Consider the following 18,418-nt stretch of genomic DNA (forward strand, 5'->3'; position numbering starts at 1 on the left):
TGAAGCGGCGGGCGCGGCGGATGGGCCGGGCGCTCGCGACGATTCACCCCGACGCGCACTGCGAGCTCGATTTCACCAGCCCGCTCGAGCTCGCCGTGGCGACGATCCTGTCGGCGCAGTGCACGGACGAGCGCGTGAACCAGGTGACGCCGAAGCTGTTCGCGCGGTACCCGGATGCGGCCGCCTATGCCGGGGCCGACCCGATCGAGATGCAGGAGCTCATCAAGCCGACCGGTTTCTTCCGCAACAAGACCGAGTCGCTCATCGGGCTCGGGCAGGCGCTGATGGAGCGGCACGACGGCGAGGTGCCCGGGACGCTCAACGAACTGGTCGCGCTGCCCGGGATCGGGCGCAAGACGGCCAACGTGATCCTGGGCAACGCGTTCGACGTGCCGGGGATCACGGTCGACACGCACTTTCAGCGGCTCGTGCACCGGTGGCAGTGGACCGAGGAGACCGATCCGGTGAAGATCGAGTTCGCCGTCGCCGTGCTGTTTCCGCCGCGCGAGTGGACGATGCTCTCGCACCGCATCATCTTTCACGGGCGGCGCGTCTGCCACGCGCGGAAGCCGGCGTGCGGGGCGTGCACGCTGCGAAAGGATTGCCCGTCGTACGGTCTTGGGCCGACCGACGTCGAAAGCGCTGTCAAACTGCTGAAGGGCCCGCGCGCCAACGAACTCGCGGAGCTGGTGCTGTGAAGCGTCTCCTGTCCCTGGCCGCGCTGTTCTCGGTGGCCGTTCTGCTCGCGTCCTGCACCGCTGAAGTCAAACCGTCCGCGCCCGATGCGGCGGCGACGGCCGGGCCTCGGTGCATCGAGAAACAGGCGGCTGCTTCGGCGGGCACAGGCGGTACGACGGCGGCCCCTGCTCTTCCGGCAATGGCGCTTCCGTGCTTTTCCGGTGGCCGGTTCACCGACGTCGCCGACCTCGGCGGGGTGCCGACCGTGGTGAATCTGTGGGCCTCGTGGTGCGAGCCGTGCCGGGTGGAACTGCCGGTGTTGCAGCAGCTCGCGGCCGGTGGGAAGGTGCGCGTGGTCGGCGTCGTGACCAAGGATCGCCACGACCAGGCACAGTCGGTCATCGATGACAAGAAGCTGACGTTCCCGATGCTGGAGGACCAGGGGCAGCAGTTCGCGATCGCGGCGAGCTCGCTGGTGTCGCGGTCGCTGGTCGCGCTGCCGGCGACGCTGTTCGTGACGGCGGAGGGCCGCATCGCGTACGCGTACCAGGGCAAACCGCTCACCACGGACAAGGTGCAGGAGTTGACGCAGCAGTATCTGGGGGTGTCGGTGTGACCCTGCCCGACTGGTTCGAGCCGCTGCTCACGAACCTGCGCTCGAGCGAGGCGGCCGACTTCACGCGGCTGCCGACGCCGGAGGGCGAGGGGCGGCGGCAGAGCGCCGTGCTCGTCCTGTTCGGCGAGGACCCGGTCACCGGCCCCGACATCCTGCTGCTGCAGCGGGCCGCGACCATGCGCAACCACGCCGGCCAGCCCGCGTTCCCCGGCGGCGCGGTCGATCCGGGCGACGCCGACACCGTCGCGTGCGCGCTGCGCGAGGCCGAGGAGGAGGTCGGCCTCGACGCGAGCACCGTCGAGGTCGTCGCCACGCTGCCGACGCTGTGGATCCCGGTGAGTAACTTCCTCGTCACGCCGGTCATCGCCTGGTGGCGCGCGCCGCACCCGGTCGGCCCGGCCGATCCGAACGAGGTGGCGCGCGTCGAGCGGCTGCCGATCCGCGAACTGGTCGACCCCGCGAACCGCCTGCGCCTGCGCCACCCCAGCGGCTGGATCGGCCCGGCGTTTCGGATTCACGACATGTTGGTGTGGGGTTTCACCGCGGGCGTGCTCTCTACGCTGCTGGAACTCGGCGGATGGGCGGTGGAGTGGCCGACCGGCCGAGTTGAGGAACTGCCGACATCTGGTGCCGCACCTGTACGTTGAATGCGTGTCTGGCAGCGTGATCGATCTAGTCCTTTTGCTCCTCATGGTGATGTTCGCGGTGAACGGATATCGCCAGGGGTTCCTTGTTGGTCTGCTGTCATTCGTCGGCTTCTTCGGCGGTGCGCTGCTCGGCCTCCAGCTCGGCCCGCTGCTGGCCGAGCGCTTCTTCCAGTCCGACCAGGCGCGCGTGGTCATCTCGCTCTCGTTCGTCTTCGGCCTCGCCGTCGCCGGGCAGGCCCTCGCGAGCTTCGTCGGCAACCGGCTGCGCAACGCGATCGTGAGCCGCAACGCCCAGGCCGTCGACAACGCGGGCGGCGCGGTGGTTTCCGTCGTCGCGGTACTGCTGGTGGTCTGGCTCGTCGCCGCGCCGCTGAGCGCCTCGTCGCTGCCCTGGCTGGCCCGCGCGGTCAGCAACTCGATCATCCTGAACGTGGTCGACAAGGCCATGCCTGCCCAGGCCGACGCCCTGTCCCAAGCCCTGCGCGACACCGTCGACACCCGCGGCTTCCCCGACGTCTTCGACGGCCTCTCGCCGACCCGGGTCAAGGAGGTCTCGCCGCCGGACCCGAAGCTCGCCGGCTCGGAGCTGGTCAAGAACTCCAAGAAGTCCGTGGTCAAGGTGCTGGGCCAGGCCCCGAGCTGCTCGCGGCGCATCGAGGGTTCCGGCTTCGTGTACTCCCAGAACCGCGTCATGACCAACGCGCACGTCGTCGCCGGCACCAAGACCGTCAGCGTCCTGGTCGACGGCTCCTCGCGCCCGCTTCCGGCCACGGTCGTCGCCTACGATCCCGAACGCGACATCGCCGTCCTGTACGTCAAGAACCTCACCGCCCCGGTCATGCCCTTCGCCACGAAGAAGGCCGACTCCAACGCGGACGCGATCGTGCTGGGGTACCCGCTCGACGGACCGTACGACGCGCAGTCCGCCCGCATTCGCGACCACCGCAACATCACGGGGCCGGACATCTACGAGGACGGCAAGGTCACGCGGGAGATCTACACGATCCGGGCGCTGGTACGGTCCGGCAACTCGGGCGGGCCGCTGCTCTCTCCGGAGGGCGAGGTGCTGGGCGTGATCTTCGCGGCGGCGGCTGACGATCCGCAGACCGGGTTCGCGGTTACTGCTGATGAGGCGTCGGTGGTCGCGGAGGCCGGCAAGGCGCACACGGATCCGACGCCTACTGGGAAGTGCGCCTAGCTTTTCTGTCGCGGCGCGTGTGGTGGAAGAGGACGCCGCCGGCGCCGAGGACGGAGATCAGCAGCATCGCGGTCAGGCCGGCGAGGGCGCTGAGTTGGGTGCGGGCCTCGCTGGCGAGGCGCTGCTCCTGGGGCTGGTCCGACCCGTCCGGCATCGGGGCCGCCCCGCCCGGGCGCTGCGACTCGGCGCCCTCGGCCGGCGCCGCGTCCGCGTGCATCTCGTCGGCGTCGCCCACGGCCGACACCGGCGGCGGTCCGACCTCGGCGAGCGGGTTGCTGTCGACCTCGCCGATGGTGTCGTGGAGGGCGGCGACGGGGTCGACCTCGCCGTACCCGAAGCGGTCGTCCCGGCCCATCGGCCCCAGGTCCTTCGCGGTGCCGATCAGCCGGTTGATGACGTTCGCCGCGCTCATCTTCGGATAGCGCGCCCGCACGAGGGAGGCCGCCCCGGCGACCAGGGGGGTGGCGAAGCTGGTGCCTTGGACCACCCAGTACCCGCCGCCGGGCTTTGCTCCTGTCAAATTCACCGCGGGCGCCGTCAGCACCGTCTCCGGCCCGGTGAGCGACCCGGACCAGAGCGTCTCGGTCCCTCGCGGACTCACCGCCCCGAGCCCGGCGACGGCAACGACTCCCGGCTCCCGCGCCGGGTACCAGACCTGATGAATCGTCGGATCGGTGGCGATGTTCCCGGTGCACGCGACCACCACGACGTCATGCGCCGCGGCGTACTGCAAAGCCTCCGCAATCGCCTCACTGCGCAACGCCCCACCGAGCGACAGATTGATCACCGACGCGTGATGGTCGACGGCCCACCGCATGGCCTTGGCCACGACCCCCGGATCGTCGTACTTGTTCGCCTTGTCCAGCACCCGGATCGGCAGAATCTTCGCTCCGGGCGCGATGCCCTCGGCACCGGAATTGTCCCGATTGCTGCCGGCAATAAGTGCCGCCACGGTCGTACCGTGCCCAACCGGATCAACCATCCCCTGATCCCCGGCATCGGGGTCCACAAAGTCGATCCCGGGCAGCACCTGCCCGACAAGATCGGGGTGCGTGGCGTCCACCCCGCTGTCGATCACCGCGACGACGACCCCCCGCCCGGTCGACACCTTCCAGGCGTCGCGAGCGTCGAGCGCACTGAGTTGCCACTGCTCACTGCGCGCCTCATCCGCCTGCGCGGCGGGCGCGACCCCGAAAACTCCGACCGAACAGGCGAGCGCCGCCGACAGTCCCAAAGCAAGGACACGGCCGGCGGCGCGGGTGACGGAGGTGAGCGCGATGGCCCAATTCTGGACCGTGCCTCCAAATCTGTCAGGCATCTAGCCACACCCTCGCCGAAAGGTGTTCTTGTCCTCCGTCTCACGCACAGTGACCTTCGACGTCCGCGAATTGCTTGTTCCGACTCTCAGTGACAAACCGTGCCCACTCCGTGCCGATACCGCATACCGCGCTCCCCTTGGCCGCCGCCTCTGACCACCGCCACGCCGCGCCTCCCTAGGCTCACCGCGTCGTGGACACCGCGCCTACCTGGATCGCCGCGTTGTGGCCATTGCCCGTCTTTCCGCGCCCACCATGGATCGCCGGGCTACGTACGTCACCCGCCGGTCCGCGCCCACCATGGATCGCCGGGCTACGTACGTCACCCGCCGGTTCGCGCCCGCCAAGGCTTGCTGCATTGTGGACACCACTCGCCGAACCGCGCCCGCCACGGTTCGCCGCCCGGCACAGGCGCACAAGCGCCCTCCCGGCATGCCCGCGTGCCATCGGAGCCGCCACTGGCAGCGCGATCGCCCCAATTGGACTCGTGCCGGTCTTCGGCCGCGCCGGCAACACCCGTCGCTCGCCCGTCGGTCGTCGGCGTTGGCCCCCCGTTGTCCGCGGCACGTCGCCTGCCGTTGTCCGTGCACCAGCCGTTGTCCGTGCACCAGCCGTTGTCGGTTGCCGCTCGCCACTGCGGTCAGCTGCCCATCCGTCGTCCGCCGTCGTTCGCGCCCCCTGCCGTCGCCCGCGGACGGGGCGCAGTTCGGGGCGGTCCGGCGTCATGGCGGGGCGGGGCAGTCGGCGACCTGCATCAGGACACCGCCTCCCTTCCGGGTCACCAGGCGGGCCCGCCCCGGTGGCAGCGAGCCGAACCGCACGTTCCCCAGCCCCAGGTTCTCCTCCCGGTCGCCCGACATGACGAGCACGGGTGAGGCCAGTTCGCGCAGGCGTTGCAGGATCGGCTCGTACAGCGCCCGTCCAACGCCGCCGCTGTGGCGGGCGACGATCAGGTGCAGGCCGATGTCGCGGGCCTGGGCGAGGTACGGCAGCAGCGGCGTCAGCGGATTCCCCTCGGACGTCGGGACCAGGTCGTAGTCGTCGACCAGGACGAAGCAGTGCGGGCCCGACCACCAGGTCCGGTTGCGCAGCTGCTCCTCGGGCACGTCCGGGCCCGGCAGGCGGCGCTGCATGTAGTCGGCCACCGAGGCGATCAGGTCGACCGTCTGCTGGGTGCCGGTGCCATAGCCGATGAGGTGCTCGGACCGCACCGCGCCCAGCAGGCTCCGGCGGTGGTCGATCAGCACCAGGCGGGCCTCCTGCGGGGTGAACCGGGTGCTGATGGCCGTGGCCAGGCCGCGCAGCAGCGTCGACTTGCCGCATTCGGCGTCGCCGAGGGCCATGAGGTGCGGCTCGCCCGCGAAGTCGAGGCGGACCGGCTGCAGGTTGGACTCGGCGATGCCGATCGGGAGCGCGAACGGGTTGGCGGGGTCGGTGTCGGCGGCGATCTCGGCGTACGGCACCGAGGCCGGCAGCATCCGCACGCGCCGCGCCGGGGCGCCGGGCCAGGCGGTGGCGATCGCCGCCACCAGGTCGGCTGGCTCGCCGTCGGTCAGCTGGGGCAGGGCCACGAGCATGTGCAGGCCCTCCGCGGTGATGCCGCGCCCGGGCGACTCGGCCGGCACGGTCATCGCCGCCTTGCGCGGGCCGAGCGAGTCGGACGGGTCGCCGAGGCGCAGCTCGACCCGTGCGCCGAACAGGTCGCGGAAGTTGGGGCGGAAGTCCATCCAGCGCGAGGCCGAGACGATCACGTGGACGCCGTACGACAGTCCGCGCGCCGCGAGGTCCAGCACCACGGGCTCGAGGTCCTCGTAGTCCGTGCGCACGCTCGGCCAGCCGTCGATGACCAGGAAGACGTCGCCCCAGCCGTCGTCGGGAGTGTCGGCGCCGCCGGTCGCGCGCCGCCGCCGGTACGCCGGCATGCCGTCGATCCCGGCCGCGGCGAACTGCCGCTCGCGCGCGGCGAGCACGGTGGCCACCTCGCCGATCGTGCGGCGGACAAGATCGGTGTCGAGGCGGCCGGCGACCCCGCCGACGTGCGGCAGGTCGCGCAGTCCGGCGAGCCGGCCGCCGCCGAAGTCCAGGCAGTACACCTGGATCTCGGTCGGCGTGTGCGTGAGCGCCAGCGCCATGACCAGCGTGCGCAGCGCCACCGACTTGCCGCTCCTCGGGCCGCCGACGACCGCGATGTGCCCCTGCGCCCCGTCCAGCCGGAACCACAGCGTGTCGCGCCGCTGCTCGAGCGGGTTGTCGACGAGCGCGACGGGGACGTGCAGGGCGCCGTGCAGCTGCGGGTCGGGGGCGCACAGGCCGCGGTCGGGGTCGACGGCCGGCGGGTCGAGCAGCTCGTCCAGCGGCGCGGCGGCGGCCAGCGGGGGCAGCCACACCTGGTGCGCGGGCACGCCCCGTCCGGCCAGCCGGTCGACCACGATGTCGAGCAGGCTCTCGCCCTCGGGTGTCTCGACCGGCTCCGCCTCGGGCTTCGGGGCGGGCGGTGGGGGCACGTACTGCGTTCCGTACGACATCACCATGGGCCGCCCGTCAGCGCCCATCGCCGCCGACCGGGCCGGCCGCCGCCACACCCCGCCGACGTAGGCGCCCTTGAACCAGGTCAGCGGCTCGGTGCCCGCCCGGATGATGCCGTATCCGCTCGGGGTCTTCGGCAGGTCATACGCGTCCGACACCCCCAGCACCGTGCGCGACTCAAGAGAAGTGAACGTGCGCAAGGCGATCCGGTACGCCAGGTGCGTGTCCAACCCCCGCAGCCGCCCCTCCTCCAGGCGCTGCGAGGCGAGCAGCAGGTGGATGCCGAGCGAGCGGCCGACCCGCCCGAGTTGCACGAACAGGTCGATGAAGTCGGGCTTGGCCTCGAGCAGCTCGCTGAACTCGTCACACACGACGAGCAGGCTGGGCAGCGCGGGCAGCGGCAGCCCGCCGGCCCGGGCCCGCTCGTAGTCGCGGACCGAGTCGAACCCGCCCGAGCGGCGCAGCACCTCCTGGCGCCGGATCACCTCGCCGGTGATCGCGTCGGTCATGCGGTCGACCAGCAGCAGCTCCGTGCGCAGGTTGGAGATGAACGCGGCCACGTGCGGCAGGCGGTCCATCCGGGCGAAGGTCGCGCCGCCCTTGTAGTCGATGAGGACGAAGTTGAGCGTCTCCGACGAGTGTGTCGCGGCGAGCCCGAGCACCAGCGTGCGCAGCAGTTCGGACTTGCCGGAGCCGGTGGCCCCGACGAGCAGCCCGTGCGGGCCCGACCCGCCCTCGGCCGACTCCTTGAGGTCCAGCTCGATCGGCTGGCCCTCCAGGCCGAGCCCGATCGCGACCCGCAGCCGGTCGCGCTGCGGCCGCGGCGCCCAGGCCCGCGCGATGTCGAGGGTCTCCGGGTCGCCGATCTCCAGCAGCGCCACGAAGTCCGGATCGGGGATCCGATCGCGGGCGAGACCGGCCTCGAGCTCCGCCCCGATCGCCAGCCGCAGCGGGGCGAGCCGCCGGGCGAGCGCCTCGGACTCGGCCGGGTCGAGGGCGTCGACGACCCCGACCGGCGGCTGCGGCTCGGCGACGTCGTCGTCGGCGGAGATGGTGGTCAGCCGTCCGTCCACGGGCTGGAGCACGATCGCGGACCGGCCGACCAGCCGCGGCGGCTCCCGGTCGAGGTCGATCAGGGTCACCCCGTCGATGCCGCCGTCCGTGCCCAGGTGCGCGCTGCCCTCGAGGTCGGCCCCGTCGAGCACGATCACGAGGTACGGCGAGGCCGACGCCCCCTCGTCCCGCTCGGCGTCGAAGCGGCCCCGGTCCTGCAGCAGGTCGTCCAGGCGCTGTTCGAGCTCCTTGGCCGTCTCCGCGAACAGCCGGACCGGCCCCAGGCCGTCGCTGCGGGCCGGGTGCAGGACGTGCGGCAGCCACTTCGTCCACTCCCACCACGCCCGCCGCTCCGGCCCGGCGCAGATCGCGACCAGCAGATCGTCGGGCGCGTGGAACACGGTGAGCTGGGCCAGGATCGCCCGCGCCAGGGCCCGCGCCGGATCGTGCTCACCCCCTGAGCCGGCGCGCAGGTGGACGCGGGCGAAGCCGCGCAGTGAGATCGCCACGGGGAGGTCGGGGATCACGGAGTACGCGTCGAGGAAGCGCCGCAGGGCCGCCGCGGTCATCGGTTCCAGGTCCTCGAGGGGCCGGGTCATCGGCGGGATCAGCGGGGTGGCGAGCGTCTGCGGCCCGATCGCCACCCGCACGACCCCGAAGTCGCCGTCGCTCGGCCTTCGCTCCCAGAGGCGGAAGCTGTCGACCGCGGACCACAGCGCGCGGGGGTCCGGATGTCGGTAGTGCAGGCCGGTGCGCTGCTTGCCCGCCGTCTCGCGGACGCGGTGCCGGAGCTGGGCCAGGTGCCGCAGGTAGTCGCGGCGGGCGGCGATCATCTCCGCCTTCTTCGGCCCGCCGGCGCCGGTCGTGGTGAGCAGCATGCCGAGGGTCGAGAAGCCGAAGATGGCGCCGATGACATAGGAGTAGGTGCCGCCGTCCCGCCCGGCGAAGAGCAGGGCCGTCGCGACGGTGCCGGTCAGCATCGGCACGACCTGCACCAACTGCTGCCAGCGGGAGGCGGGCGCCCGCGGCACCTCCGGCGGGGCGTCCACCACGATCTCCCCGCTCGGGATGTCCGGAGCGGGGCGCCGAGGTGATCTTTTGATGGCGACCGATGTCACGTTGCGGAACTCTAGGGGGACGGTACGACATTTTTTGGGCCCGGGAACCGCTCCTTCACTCTGTGCAAATGGCGGTGCCTCGGGGACGACGCGGGACCGGGGACCGTGATAGTCCTGTCGCCATGTCCACCGCGACGGCCGGTCTGGCCCGCATCACGATCAACGCTCCCAGGAGGCGCGTGGACGTCGCGGTGCCTGACGCGGTACCACTGGCGGAACTGCTCCCGGAGCTCCTGCAGCACGCCGGAAAGGGGCTCGCCGACGAGGGCGAACGGCACGGCGGATGGCTCCTGCGCCGGGCCGACGGCACCGCGCTGTCCGCCGCCGCGGGCCTGGCCGGTCAAGGCGTGCGGGACGGCGCGGTGCTGCACCTGGTCCCGGCGCTCACGGGCTGGCCCGAGCTCGAATACGACGACGTCGTGGAGGCCATCGCCGCCGACGCGCGCCGCCAGGGAGTCGCCTGGAGCCCGGCCGCGACCCGGGCGACCACGCTGGGGATCACCGCCACCGGGCTGTTCGTCGCACTCGTCGTGATCGCCCGCGCCGATCTGCCACTGGCAGCCGCGGCGGTTGCCGTCGGCCTGTTGCTCTCCGGCATCGTTTCCGCTCGTGTGTACGGCGATGCGCTCGTCGGCTCCGGCCTGGCCGCATTCGCTCTGCCGTTCGCGTTCGCCGCGGGCTGGCTGATCGCGCCCGCACCTGCCACGCCGGCCGCCCACGCGCTCCTAGGGGCCGTGGCGCTGCTGCTGACCGCGCTCGTGGCGCTGATCGGCGTAGCCCACCTGGTCCGCCTGTTCGTCGCCGGCGCGACCGCCGGCCTGCTCGGCTCGCTGGCCGGCCTCTTGGCGACCACGACTCGCCCGGCGGCCGCGGCGGCGGTACTGCTCACGGTGCTCGTGGCGGGCGTCGCGGGGCTGCCGCTGCTGGCCATCCGCCTCGGCGGCCTGCCGATGCCGATCGCGGCCGAGCCGTCCTCACAGGGGCGGCCGCAGATCAGGCTCCTGGTCACCGTCGCCCGGACCGACGAGGTCCTCACCGGGCTGTTACAGGGCTTCGCGCTCGCCGCCGCCGGGGCGTTCCTGGTCCTGGCCCGGTCCGGCGACGCGTCGGGCACGGTGCTCGTGGCGGTCGCGGCGGCGGCCCTGCTCTTACGGGCCAGGACCTTCCTGACCGCGCGGCAACGGCTGCCGCTGATCGCGGCGGGGGTGAGCGGTTTCGCGCTGATCGGGCTGTTCGTCCCGGTCGACGCCTGGATCGCGGCCACGCTGGTGCCGTTAATATGCCTGTTCGTCACGGTCTTGGGCATGCGCCAGGCCACCCGTCCGGCGTCGCCCTACCTGGGCCGCGCCGGCGACGTCATCGACGCGCTGTGCTTGGTGGCGATGGTTCCGCTCGCGTGCGCGGTGCTCGGACTCTACGGACTTTTCGCCTGAAGAAGGCCAAGAGCTCCCGCGACGTCCGTTGTGGTGGCCGCGAACAACGCGAAAGGCGCCCGGGCGGGTAGCAACCGGGCGCCTTCGCGGTGGTTCGTGATCAGATCGGGCGGGCGATCGGGGCCACACCCGGGTCGTGGTACGTGCCGTCGGCGATGGCCTCGGCGTAGCGGCGGCGGGATTCGGCGATCTCCGCCTCCGCCTCGACGCGGCCGACCCAGGTCGCGCCCTCGACGCTCTTGCCGGGCTCGAGGTCCTTGTAGACCTCGAAGAAGTGCTGGATCTCCAGGCGGTCGAACTCGCCGAGGTGGTGGATGTCCCGCAGGTGCTCGAGACGGGGGTCGTCGGCCGGGACGCACAGGACCTTGTCGTCGCCGCCCTTCTCGTCCGTCATGCGGAACATGCCGATCGCCCGGGAGCGGATCAGGCAACCCGGGAAGGTCGGGGACTGCACGAGCACGAGTGCGTCGAGCGGGTCCTCGTCCTGGCCGAGCGTGCCCTCGATGTAGCCGTAGTCCGCCGGGTACTGCGTCGAGGTGAACAGCGTCCGGTCCAGCCGGATCCGACCGGTCGCGTGGTCAACCTCGTACTTGTTGCGCTGACCCTTGGGGATTTCGACCGTGACGTCGAAGTCCATCTGACGACTCCTCACCCTCGCACCGCTGCGCCTGCCATTAGTCTTCCGTACGGCACGCCGGGGCGGTACGGGGAGGGTCAGATGGCGAGGGAAACACCACAACGAGGCTTGATCGCCAGTGTCGTCGCGGTGGTCGTCGCGCTCGGGCTGGCCCTGTCGGCGGTGTTTGCCGGGACCGAGATCGTCAACGGGCTGGGGCTGGCGGGCGGGCAGAAGACGCACTGGACGGCCGGTACCGCGCCGTCCGCGCCGCCGCCGGTGCTCGCGGCGATGGACAGCCAGGCCCCGATGCCGACCAAGGACGGGGTGACTTCGGCGCTGCAGGCGCTGCTGACCGTGCCGCAGCTCGGACCGCACATCACCGCTTCCGTCGTGGACGTGTCCACGGGCGAGACGATCTACTCGTCCGAGCCGGACGCGGCGATGACCCCGGCGTCGACGACCAAGCTGGTGACCGCGGCGGCGGCGCTGGCGGCGCGCGGGCCCGCGTACCGGATCGAGACCAAGGTGGTCGCGGGGGCGCAGCCGGGCGAGGTGGTGCTGGTGGCCGGGGGCGATCCGACGCTCGCGGTGTTCCCGACCTCCTACTACCCGGGCGCGGCGCGGATCGACGACCTGGCCAAGCAGGTCAAGGAGGCGCTGGGCGGGCAGGCGCCGACCAAGGTCATCTACGACGTCAGCATCTACACCGGGTCCGGCATCGGGCCGGCCTGGGACGCCGACGCCACGACCGGCGGGTCCGGGGCGGTGATGACGCCGATCATGACCGAGGGTGGACGAGTCAAGTCCCAGAAATACGCGCAGCGGTACGCCAAGCCAGACCTGCAGGCGGCGCAGGCGTTTGCGGGAGCACTGGGGGTACCGACGAACGCGGTTGCAGTTGGAAACGCCCCTCAGGGCGCCAAGGAGCTGGGTAAGGTCGAGTCCGCACCGATGGCGCGGATGGTCGAGTTCATGCTGCAGGAGAGCGACAACGTGCTCGCCGACGCGCTCGCGCGGCAGGTGGCACTGGCCAAGAACCAGCCGGCCTCGTTCGAGGGCGGCGCGGCGGCGACCAAGTCGGTCCTGGAGGAGCTGGGCCTTCCGACCACCGGGTACGGCCTGGTCGACGGCAGCGGCTTCTCCCGCAACGACCGGCTCTCCCCGGCGCTGCTCACCGCGATTCTCGCCATGGCCGCGCGGGCGGACCGGGCCGACCTGCACTCGATCTTCAGCGGGCTGCCGGTCGCGGCCTACTCGGGGACGCTGAGCACCCGGTACCTCAAGTCGGACGTGGGCGGAACCGCGGCCGGCATGGTGCGCGCCAAGACCGGCACGCTCACCGGCGTCAATTCGCTGGCCGGGGTCGTGGTCGACGCCGACGGGCGGACCCTCGCGTTCGCGTTCATGGCCGACCAGACCACGAACGCGGATCAGGCGGTCGTCGCCCTTGACAGAGTCGCCGCAGCTCTCGCCGCCTGTGGGTGCCGCTGAGCAGTGCCCCGGTGACGCTGGGTCGATCAGGGGATACTCAGGGTTCGCACCCCCGGCGGCGGTGGTCCCGCGCGGGTACGGTTGGTCCATGGCGCAGTTCGTCGATTGGGATCTGGCCGCAGCAACCGCCGCGGCGCTGGGCAAGAGCGGCCCCGCGGTGTCATATGAGGCGGCCGCCGACGCCGTCACCGACCTGCGCGGCCTGGCCGAAGAGGCCTCCGGGCACGTCACCGAGTTCACCGGCCTGAAGGCCATGATCCAGGGTCCACCGGTTCGCGTGGTGGACCGTCGAGACTGGGCCGCCACCAACATCGCGGGCCTGCGCGAGGTCATCCAGCCGCTGGCCGAGCGGCTGGCGGGCGGCAAGCCGCCGGGTGCCATCGTCGGCGCGATCGGCTCGCGCTTCACCGGCGTGCAGGCCGGAACGGTGCTCGCGTACCTCTCCGGCAAGGTCCTCGGCCAGTACGAGGTCTTCTCCGCCGACCCCGGCCAGCTCCTGCTCGTCGCGCCGAACATCGTCGAGGCCGAGCGCAAGCTGGGCGCCGACTCGCGCGACTTCCGCCTCTGGGTCTGCCTGCACGAGGTCACCCACCGCGTCCAGTTCACCGGCGTGCCGTGGATGCGCGGCTACTTCCTGGGCGAGGTCGGCGCCTTCGTCGACGCCTCCCAGCTCAACCAGGACCAGCTCGCCGAGCGCGTCCGCCGCGGGGTGAGCGCGCTGGCCGACGTGGTCCGCGACCCCGACAGCCGCGTTTCGGTGCTGGATCTCGTACAGACTCCGGGCCAGAAGGCGGTGCTCGATCGCCTGACCGCGCTGATGACGGTGCTGGAGGGGCACGCCGAGTTCGTGATGGACGGCGTCGGCCCCGAGGTGGTGCCGACGGTCGAGGACATCCGCTCCAAGTTCAACCGCCGCCGCGAGGCCGGCAACCCGCTCGACCGCGTGCTGCGCAAGCTCCTCGGCGTCGACGTGAAGATGCGCCAATACGCCGAGGGCCGCAAGTTCGTCCACGCCGTCGTCGAGCGCGTGGGCATGGAAAGGTTCAACCGGATCTGGCAGTCGCCGCTGACGATCCCGCGCCTCAACGAGCTCGGCGACCCCGACGCCTGGATCGTGCGCGTGCTCGGGGCGAGCGCCCTGAGCCGCCCGGTGCAGGTGCCGCCGTCCTCGATCGCCGCCCCGACCGCCGCGGCCGTGGTGGAGCAGCCGCCGGCCCCCGTGCCGACGGTGCCGGAGCCGGTCGACGAGGCCGCCGCAGAGGCAGGCGTGGCCGAGGCGACCGAGGTGGCAGGGCTGACGTCGGAGGAGTCCACTGCTGTTGTGGCTCCTTCTCCGGTACCGCCCGGCTTCGTCCCCGCCGACGCCCCTCCCACGACCAGCTCGGGGTCGGCCGCGACTTCTGTGACTGATGTGCCCGATGTGGATGACGAGCCGGCGGAGATCGAGCCGGGCCCGCCGGCGCACGCGCAGGTGGACGAGGACGGCGAGCCGGAGCTGTCGTTCGAGCGCGGCGAGACGGCGGCCGAGGCCCGGCTGGACGCTCCCGAGCCGATCGGCGCCTTCGAGCCGGGCGAGGCGATGAACGTGGCCGAGACCTCGGACACGAACGTTGCCGCCGCGCCGCCGGTACCGGATGCCGAGCCGCCCGCACCGCCCGCGCCGTCCGGTTGGTCGACCGCCGCGGACTCGGACTTGTCGGCTGACTCGGACTCGTCGGCGGCCTCGGCCGGCGGCGACCCGGCTTCCGGCCCGATCGGCGCGTTCCAACCGGGCGAGGCGATGAAGGTCGCCGAAACCTCGACCAGAGAGGATGCTACCGGCGGGCTCGGCGGGGCGACGACCGGCGACGGCGTGGCCGACACGACGACCGGCGACGGCGTGGCCGACACGACGACCGGCGGCGGGGCGGCCGAGGCGACGACCGACGACGGTGGGGCTGGTGAGGCTGCGACCGGCGACGGTGGGATCGGCGAGGCGAAGTCCGGCGACGACGAGGGTCCAGCCAGGCCCGTCGGCAGCGGCTGATCGGGTGGCGAGCCTGGCGCCGGCGGTTGCCGCCGTACGAAATGCCGTGCGGCGCAGCCTCGGCGGTCCTGCTCGCGCCACGACCAGCGGTCCGGTCGAGGCCGGCACCGCAGCTCCGAGCTCCCGATCGGCGGCGTCCGCGGCAACCCCGCGGTCCCTGAAGCCGACCACGGCGATGGCGGCCCAGGAGGACACGCCGCCGATCGGGAGCCCGGCTACCGGGCACTGGTCGCCCGACGGGTGGGTACCCGGCGATGCGGCACGCCCCCAAGGCGAACGTCCACTGCGTGCGGTCGGACCCGGCGAGGGTGAGGCCACGGTCGCCCGCCTCGCCGCAGCGGCGCGCGATGCCGTGCTGGGGGACAAGCGATCCGGCAAAGGCTCGCGCGGTGGTGAGCGGGTTTTGAGTGCGGCGCCGCGGCGGGTGGTGGCGGGGGACACGGTGTTGGTGGCCTGTTCGGGTGGGGCCGACTCGCTCGCGTTGGCCGTGGCGGCGTTGTTCGTTTCGCGGCGGATCGGGGTTCGCTGCGGGCTCGTGACCGTTGACCACCGGCTGCAGCACGGGTCCGGGGATCGGGCGGCGGAGTTGGCGGACTGGGCGGTCGAGAAGGGGTTTTCGCCTGTACAGGTGCGGACGGTGCGGGTTGGTAACACCGGCGGGCCCGAGGCGGCCGCTCGGGAGGCCCGGTACGCCGCGCTCGAAGCGGCGGCCGTTGAGCACGGGGCGGTCATGGTGCTGCTCGGGCATACGCGGGACGATCAGGCTGAGACCGTCCTGCTGGCGCTTGCGCGGGGGTCGGGGCCGCGCGGGTTGGCCGGCATGCCGGAGCGGCGGGTGCGCAACGGGGTGTTGTTCGTTCGGCCATTGCTCGATGTCAGTCGCGCGGAGACGCGGGCGGCTTGTGCGGCCGAGGGGCTGTCCGTTTGGGACGATCCGCACAACGTCGACGTCGCCTATGCGCGGTCGCGCGTTCGGCCGCTGGTGGCCGCGCTCGGGGAGGGGGTCGTGGACAACCTTGCGCGTACCGCTCGGTTGATCGGGGCCGACTCCGCGTTTCTCGACGGGCTGGCCGGCGACGCGCTCGAGAAGGCCGTCACTGAGGGTGGTGGGCTTGCCGTCGCCGAGCTGGAGCGCATGCCCGGACCGATTCGCACGCGCGTGTTGCACGCTTGGGCGCTGCGGCTGGGGGTGCCGGGGACGGATTTGTCGTACCGGCACGTGGACGCTCTGGAACAACTCATCGTGCGCTGGCATGGTCAAGGGGCGGTCGCGCTGCCCGGCGGGCTTTCGGTGTCGAGGACGGGCGGGCAGCTGCGCGGCTGAGTGGACCGGGCGCATGGAGGCGGAGGCTCATGGGGTACCAAATCCGGCGCACTTCGGTTTTTGCTCCTCGGGGTGTGGTCGCGACCAGCCAGAGCCTCGCGTCGGCGGCCGGGCTGGCCGTGCTGCGGCGCGGTGGGAACGCGGTCGACGCCGCCATCGCCACGGCCGTTGCGCTCACCATCGTGCAGCCGGGGTCGAATGACATCGGCGGGGATCTCTTTGCGCTGGTGTGGGACGGGGAGCGGCTGCATGGGCTGAACGCTTCCGGTCGTTCTCCGCGGCTGTTGACGCGCGAATTGGTGCTCGAACAGGCGACACGCGCGACCGCGGGAAACGGCGAAGAGCCGGGCGCGCTCGGCGGTGAGCAGGGCGACGCCACGGTGGCCATGCCGGCGCGCGGGTGGCTGCCGGTCACGGTGCCGGGCGCGCCGGGTGGATGGCGGGATCTGCACGCGCGGTTCGGGTCGCTGCCGTTCGCCGAGCTGTTCGAGGACGCCATCCAGTACGCCGAGCACGGCTACCCGGTGTCACCGTACGTCGCCGCCGGGTGGCGGGTCGCGGCCGAGCGCGAGCAGCCGAAGCTGCGCGGGGACGAGTTCGCGGAGTGGTCGCGCGTGTTCACATTCGGTGGGCGGGCGCCGCGGGCGGGTGAGCGATGGAGCAATCCGGACGCCGCGCGAACGTTGCGCGGGATTGCGCGTACGAACAGCGAGGACTTCTATCGCGGCGACATCGCGCACGCGATCGTGGCGCATTCCGAGCGGACCGGCGGGCTGCTGCGCGCGGACGACCTGGCCGGGCATGCATCCGAGTGGGTCGATCCGATTTCGATCGCGTACCGCGGGCACGAGGTCTGGGAGCTGCCGCCGAACGGGCAGGGTATCGCGGCGCTCATCGCGCTCGGCATCCTGGACGGCTGGGCGCAGGCGTCGCTGCACGAGCAGATCGAGGCGGTCAAGCTCGGGTTCGCGGACGCGCACGCGTATGTGGCCGATCCCGCGCTCAGCGGGCCGGTGCGCGACTTGCTCACTTCGGAGTACCTGGCCGGGCGGCGCGCGCTGATCGGGGAGCGGGCCGGGCGCTATCCGGCGGGCGAACCGCGCAAGGGCGGAACGGTGTACTTGTGCACGGCCGACGCGCAGGGCCGGATGGTGAGCCTGATCCAGTCGAACTACATGGGGTTCGGCTCGCACGTCGTGCCGCCCGGGACCGGTTTCTCGCTGCAGGATCGCGGGGCCGGGTTCGTGCTCGAGGATGGTCATCCGAACGTGGTCGGACCGGGCAAACGGCCGTACCACACGATCATTCCCGCCTTTTTGACCAGGGGCGGGGCGCCGGTCGGGCCGTTCGGCGTGATGGGCGGCCACATGCAGCCGCAGGGCCATGTCCAGGTGGCGCTCGCGACCGTGGACGCTCGGTTGGATCCGCAGGAGGCGCTCAATCGGCCGCGCTGGTACTGGCACCGCGGGCTGGAGGTGCTGGTCGAGCCCGAGCTGGCCGGCGAGGTCGATGAGCTGCGGCGGAAGGGGCACGCGGCGTCGGTTGCGCCGTCGCCGGGCGTGTTCGGGATGGGGCAGGCGATCTGGCGTACGCCGGCCGGCTACGTGGCGGGTTCGGAGCCGCGCGCGGACGGGCAGGCCATGGGGTACTGACGAGGCGGAGACGGGTTTCTCATCCGAGCGACCCCGCGTCGATTCGGCCCCGGCGATAGTGCAGGCTTGTCGCATGGCCGACGGCACCACCTGGCATTCGTCCGACATCGACCACGTCATCGTCAGCGAGGAGCAGATCCGCGACAAGACCGCGGAGCTGGCCAAGCAGGTCGCGGCCGATCACGCGGACGCCGAGTCGATCCTGCTGGTGGGCGTGCTCAAGGGCGCGGTCATGTTCATGGCGGACTTCGCGCGGGCGCTCGGGCGGGTCGGGCCGCCGGTGGAGCTCGAGTTCATGGCGGTCTCGTCGTACGGGCAGGGGACCACGTCGTCGGGCGTGGTGCGGATTCTGAAGGACCTCGACCGGGACATCGCCGGGCGCCACGTGGTCGTCGTGGAGGACATCGTCGACTCCGGGCTGACGCTGTCGTGGCTGCTCAAGTACCTGGAGAGCCGCTCCGCGGCCCGGGTGGACGTGGTGGCGCTGCTGCGCAAGCCGGACGCGCTCAAGGTCAACATCCCGGTGCGGTACGTCGGATTCGACATCCCGAGCGAGTTCGTGGTCGGATACGGGCTCGATTACGCGGAGCGCTACCGGGACCTGCCGTTCGTCGGAGTCCTCAAGCCGTCCGTGTACGGACGCGGCTGACCAGCACTTTCGGCGGAACTTTCCTGAGAGTCTGCTGAGAGCCCATCCTCCCCGGCCGACGCCGATCCGCGT

Annotated in this window: 12 protein-coding genes and 1 pseudogene; 10 read left to right on the forward strand and 3 right to left on the reverse strand. The window is 72.0% G+C overall.

Annotated elements, in window-relative coordinates:
* Positions 1-20 precede the first annotated feature (20 nt).
* The 4 genes from nth to ACQPZ4_RS02740 are packed head-to-tail and all read left to right on the forward strand — an operon-like array spanning position 21 to position 3,139.
* Positions 21-698 carry an endonuclease III gene (gene nth, locus ACQPZ4_RS02725; RefSeq protein WP_433066176.1) on the forward strand — a complete coding sequence of 226 codons (678 nt, stop codon included), beginning with the start codon at positions 21-23 and terminating at the stop codon, positions 696-698.
* A gap of 32 nt (positions 699-730) precedes the next feature.
* Complete coding sequence (locus ACQPZ4_RS02730) at positions 731-1,294, forward strand: TlpA family protein disulfide reductase (protein ID WP_433055592.1); 564 nt, start codon at positions 731-733, stop codon at positions 1,292-1,294.
* A complete protein-coding gene (locus tag ACQPZ4_RS02735; protein WP_433055595.1) occupies positions 1,291-1,941 on the forward strand; it encodes an NUDIX hydrolase in 651 nt (216 codons plus the stop codon). The genes ACQPZ4_RS02730 and ACQPZ4_RS02735 overlap by 4 nt, the downstream gene beginning before the upstream one ends.
* A gap of 49 nt (positions 1,942-1,990) precedes the next feature.
* The gene (locus tag ACQPZ4_RS02740) at positions 1,991-3,139 is read left to right on the forward strand and encodes a MarP family serine protease (protein WP_433066179.1); all 1,149 of its coding nucleotides are present in this window, start codon (positions 1,991-1,993) and stop codon (positions 3,137-3,139) included.
* Here the strand turns inward: ACQPZ4_RS02740 and mycP are convergent.
* A complete protein-coding gene (gene mycP / locus ACQPZ4_RS02745; protein WP_433055598.1) occupies positions 3,120-4,457 on the reverse strand; it encodes a type VII secretion-associated serine protease mycosin in 1,338 nt (445 codons plus the stop codon). The two genes, ACQPZ4_RS02740 and mycP, sit on opposite strands and share 20 nt — an antisense overlap.
* 720 nt (positions 4,458-5,177) lie before the next feature.
* Complete coding sequence (gene eccCa / locus ACQPZ4_RS02750) at positions 5,178-9,152, reverse strand: type VII secretion protein EccCa (protein ID WP_433055601.1); 3,975 nt, start codon at positions 9,150-9,152, stop codon at positions 5,178-5,180.
* 122 nt (positions 9,153-9,274) lie between these two features.
* Between eccCa and eccD the strand changes: the two genes are divergently transcribed.
* Positions 9,275-10,585, forward strand: coding sequence for a type VII secretion integral membrane protein EccD (eccD, locus tag ACQPZ4_RS02755; RefSeq protein ID WP_433055604.1), 1,311 nt, complete (start codon positions 9,275-9,277; stop codon positions 10,583-10,585).
* Positions 10,586-10,685: 100 nt separating this feature from the next.
* On the opposite strand, the gene ACQPZ4_RS02760 is transcribed toward eccD, so the two are convergent.
* Positions 10,686-11,222, reverse strand: a complete 537-nt coding sequence (locus ACQPZ4_RS02760) for an inorganic diphosphatase (RefSeq protein WP_433055607.1) — start codon at positions 11,220-11,222, stop codon at positions 10,686-10,688.
* A gap of 81 nt (positions 11,223-11,303) precedes the next feature.
* Between ACQPZ4_RS02760 and dacB the strand changes: the two genes are divergently transcribed.
* The 5 genes and pseudogenes from dacB to hpt all read left to right on the forward strand — a co-directional run bounded on the left by dacB (position 11,304) and on the right by hpt (position 18,346).
* Positions 11,304-12,695, forward strand: coding sequence for a D-alanyl-D-alanine carboxypeptidase/D-alanyl-D-alanine endopeptidase (dacB, locus tag ACQPZ4_RS02765; RefSeq protein WP_433055610.1), 1,392 nt, complete (start codon positions 11,304-11,306; stop codon positions 12,693-12,695).
* Positions 12,696-12,783: 88 nt separating this feature from the next.
* Positions 12,784-13,824: pseudogene (locus ACQPZ4_RS02770) on the forward strand (zinc-dependent metalloprotease); the annotation flags it as partial.
* 1,072 nt (positions 13,825-14,896) lie between these two features.
* A complete protein-coding gene (gene tilS / locus ACQPZ4_RS02775) occupies positions 14,897-16,045 on the forward strand; it encodes a tRNA lysidine(34) synthetase TilS (protein WP_433055613.1) in 1,149 nt (382 codons plus the stop codon).
* A gap of 74 nt (positions 16,046-16,119) precedes the next feature.
* Positions 16,120-17,697 carry a gamma-glutamyltransferase family protein gene (locus tag ACQPZ4_RS02780; RefSeq protein ID WP_433055616.1) on the forward strand — a complete coding sequence of 526 codons (1,578 nt, stop codon included), beginning with the start codon at positions 16,120-16,122 and terminating at the stop codon, positions 17,695-17,697.
* A 73-nt stretch (positions 17,698-17,770) separates the two neighbouring features.
* Positions 17,771-18,346: a hypoxanthine phosphoribosyltransferase gene (gene hpt, locus ACQPZ4_RS02785; protein WP_433055619.1), complete on the forward strand. Its 576-nt coding sequence runs from the start codon at positions 17,771-17,773 to the stop codon at positions 18,344-18,346.
* Positions 18,347-18,418 lie beyond the last annotated feature (72 nt).

Source organism: Dactylosporangium sp. CS-033363, assembly GCF_050942475.1.
GTDB lineage: Bacteria > Actinomycetota > Actinomycetes > Mycobacteriales > Micromonosporaceae > Dactylosporangium.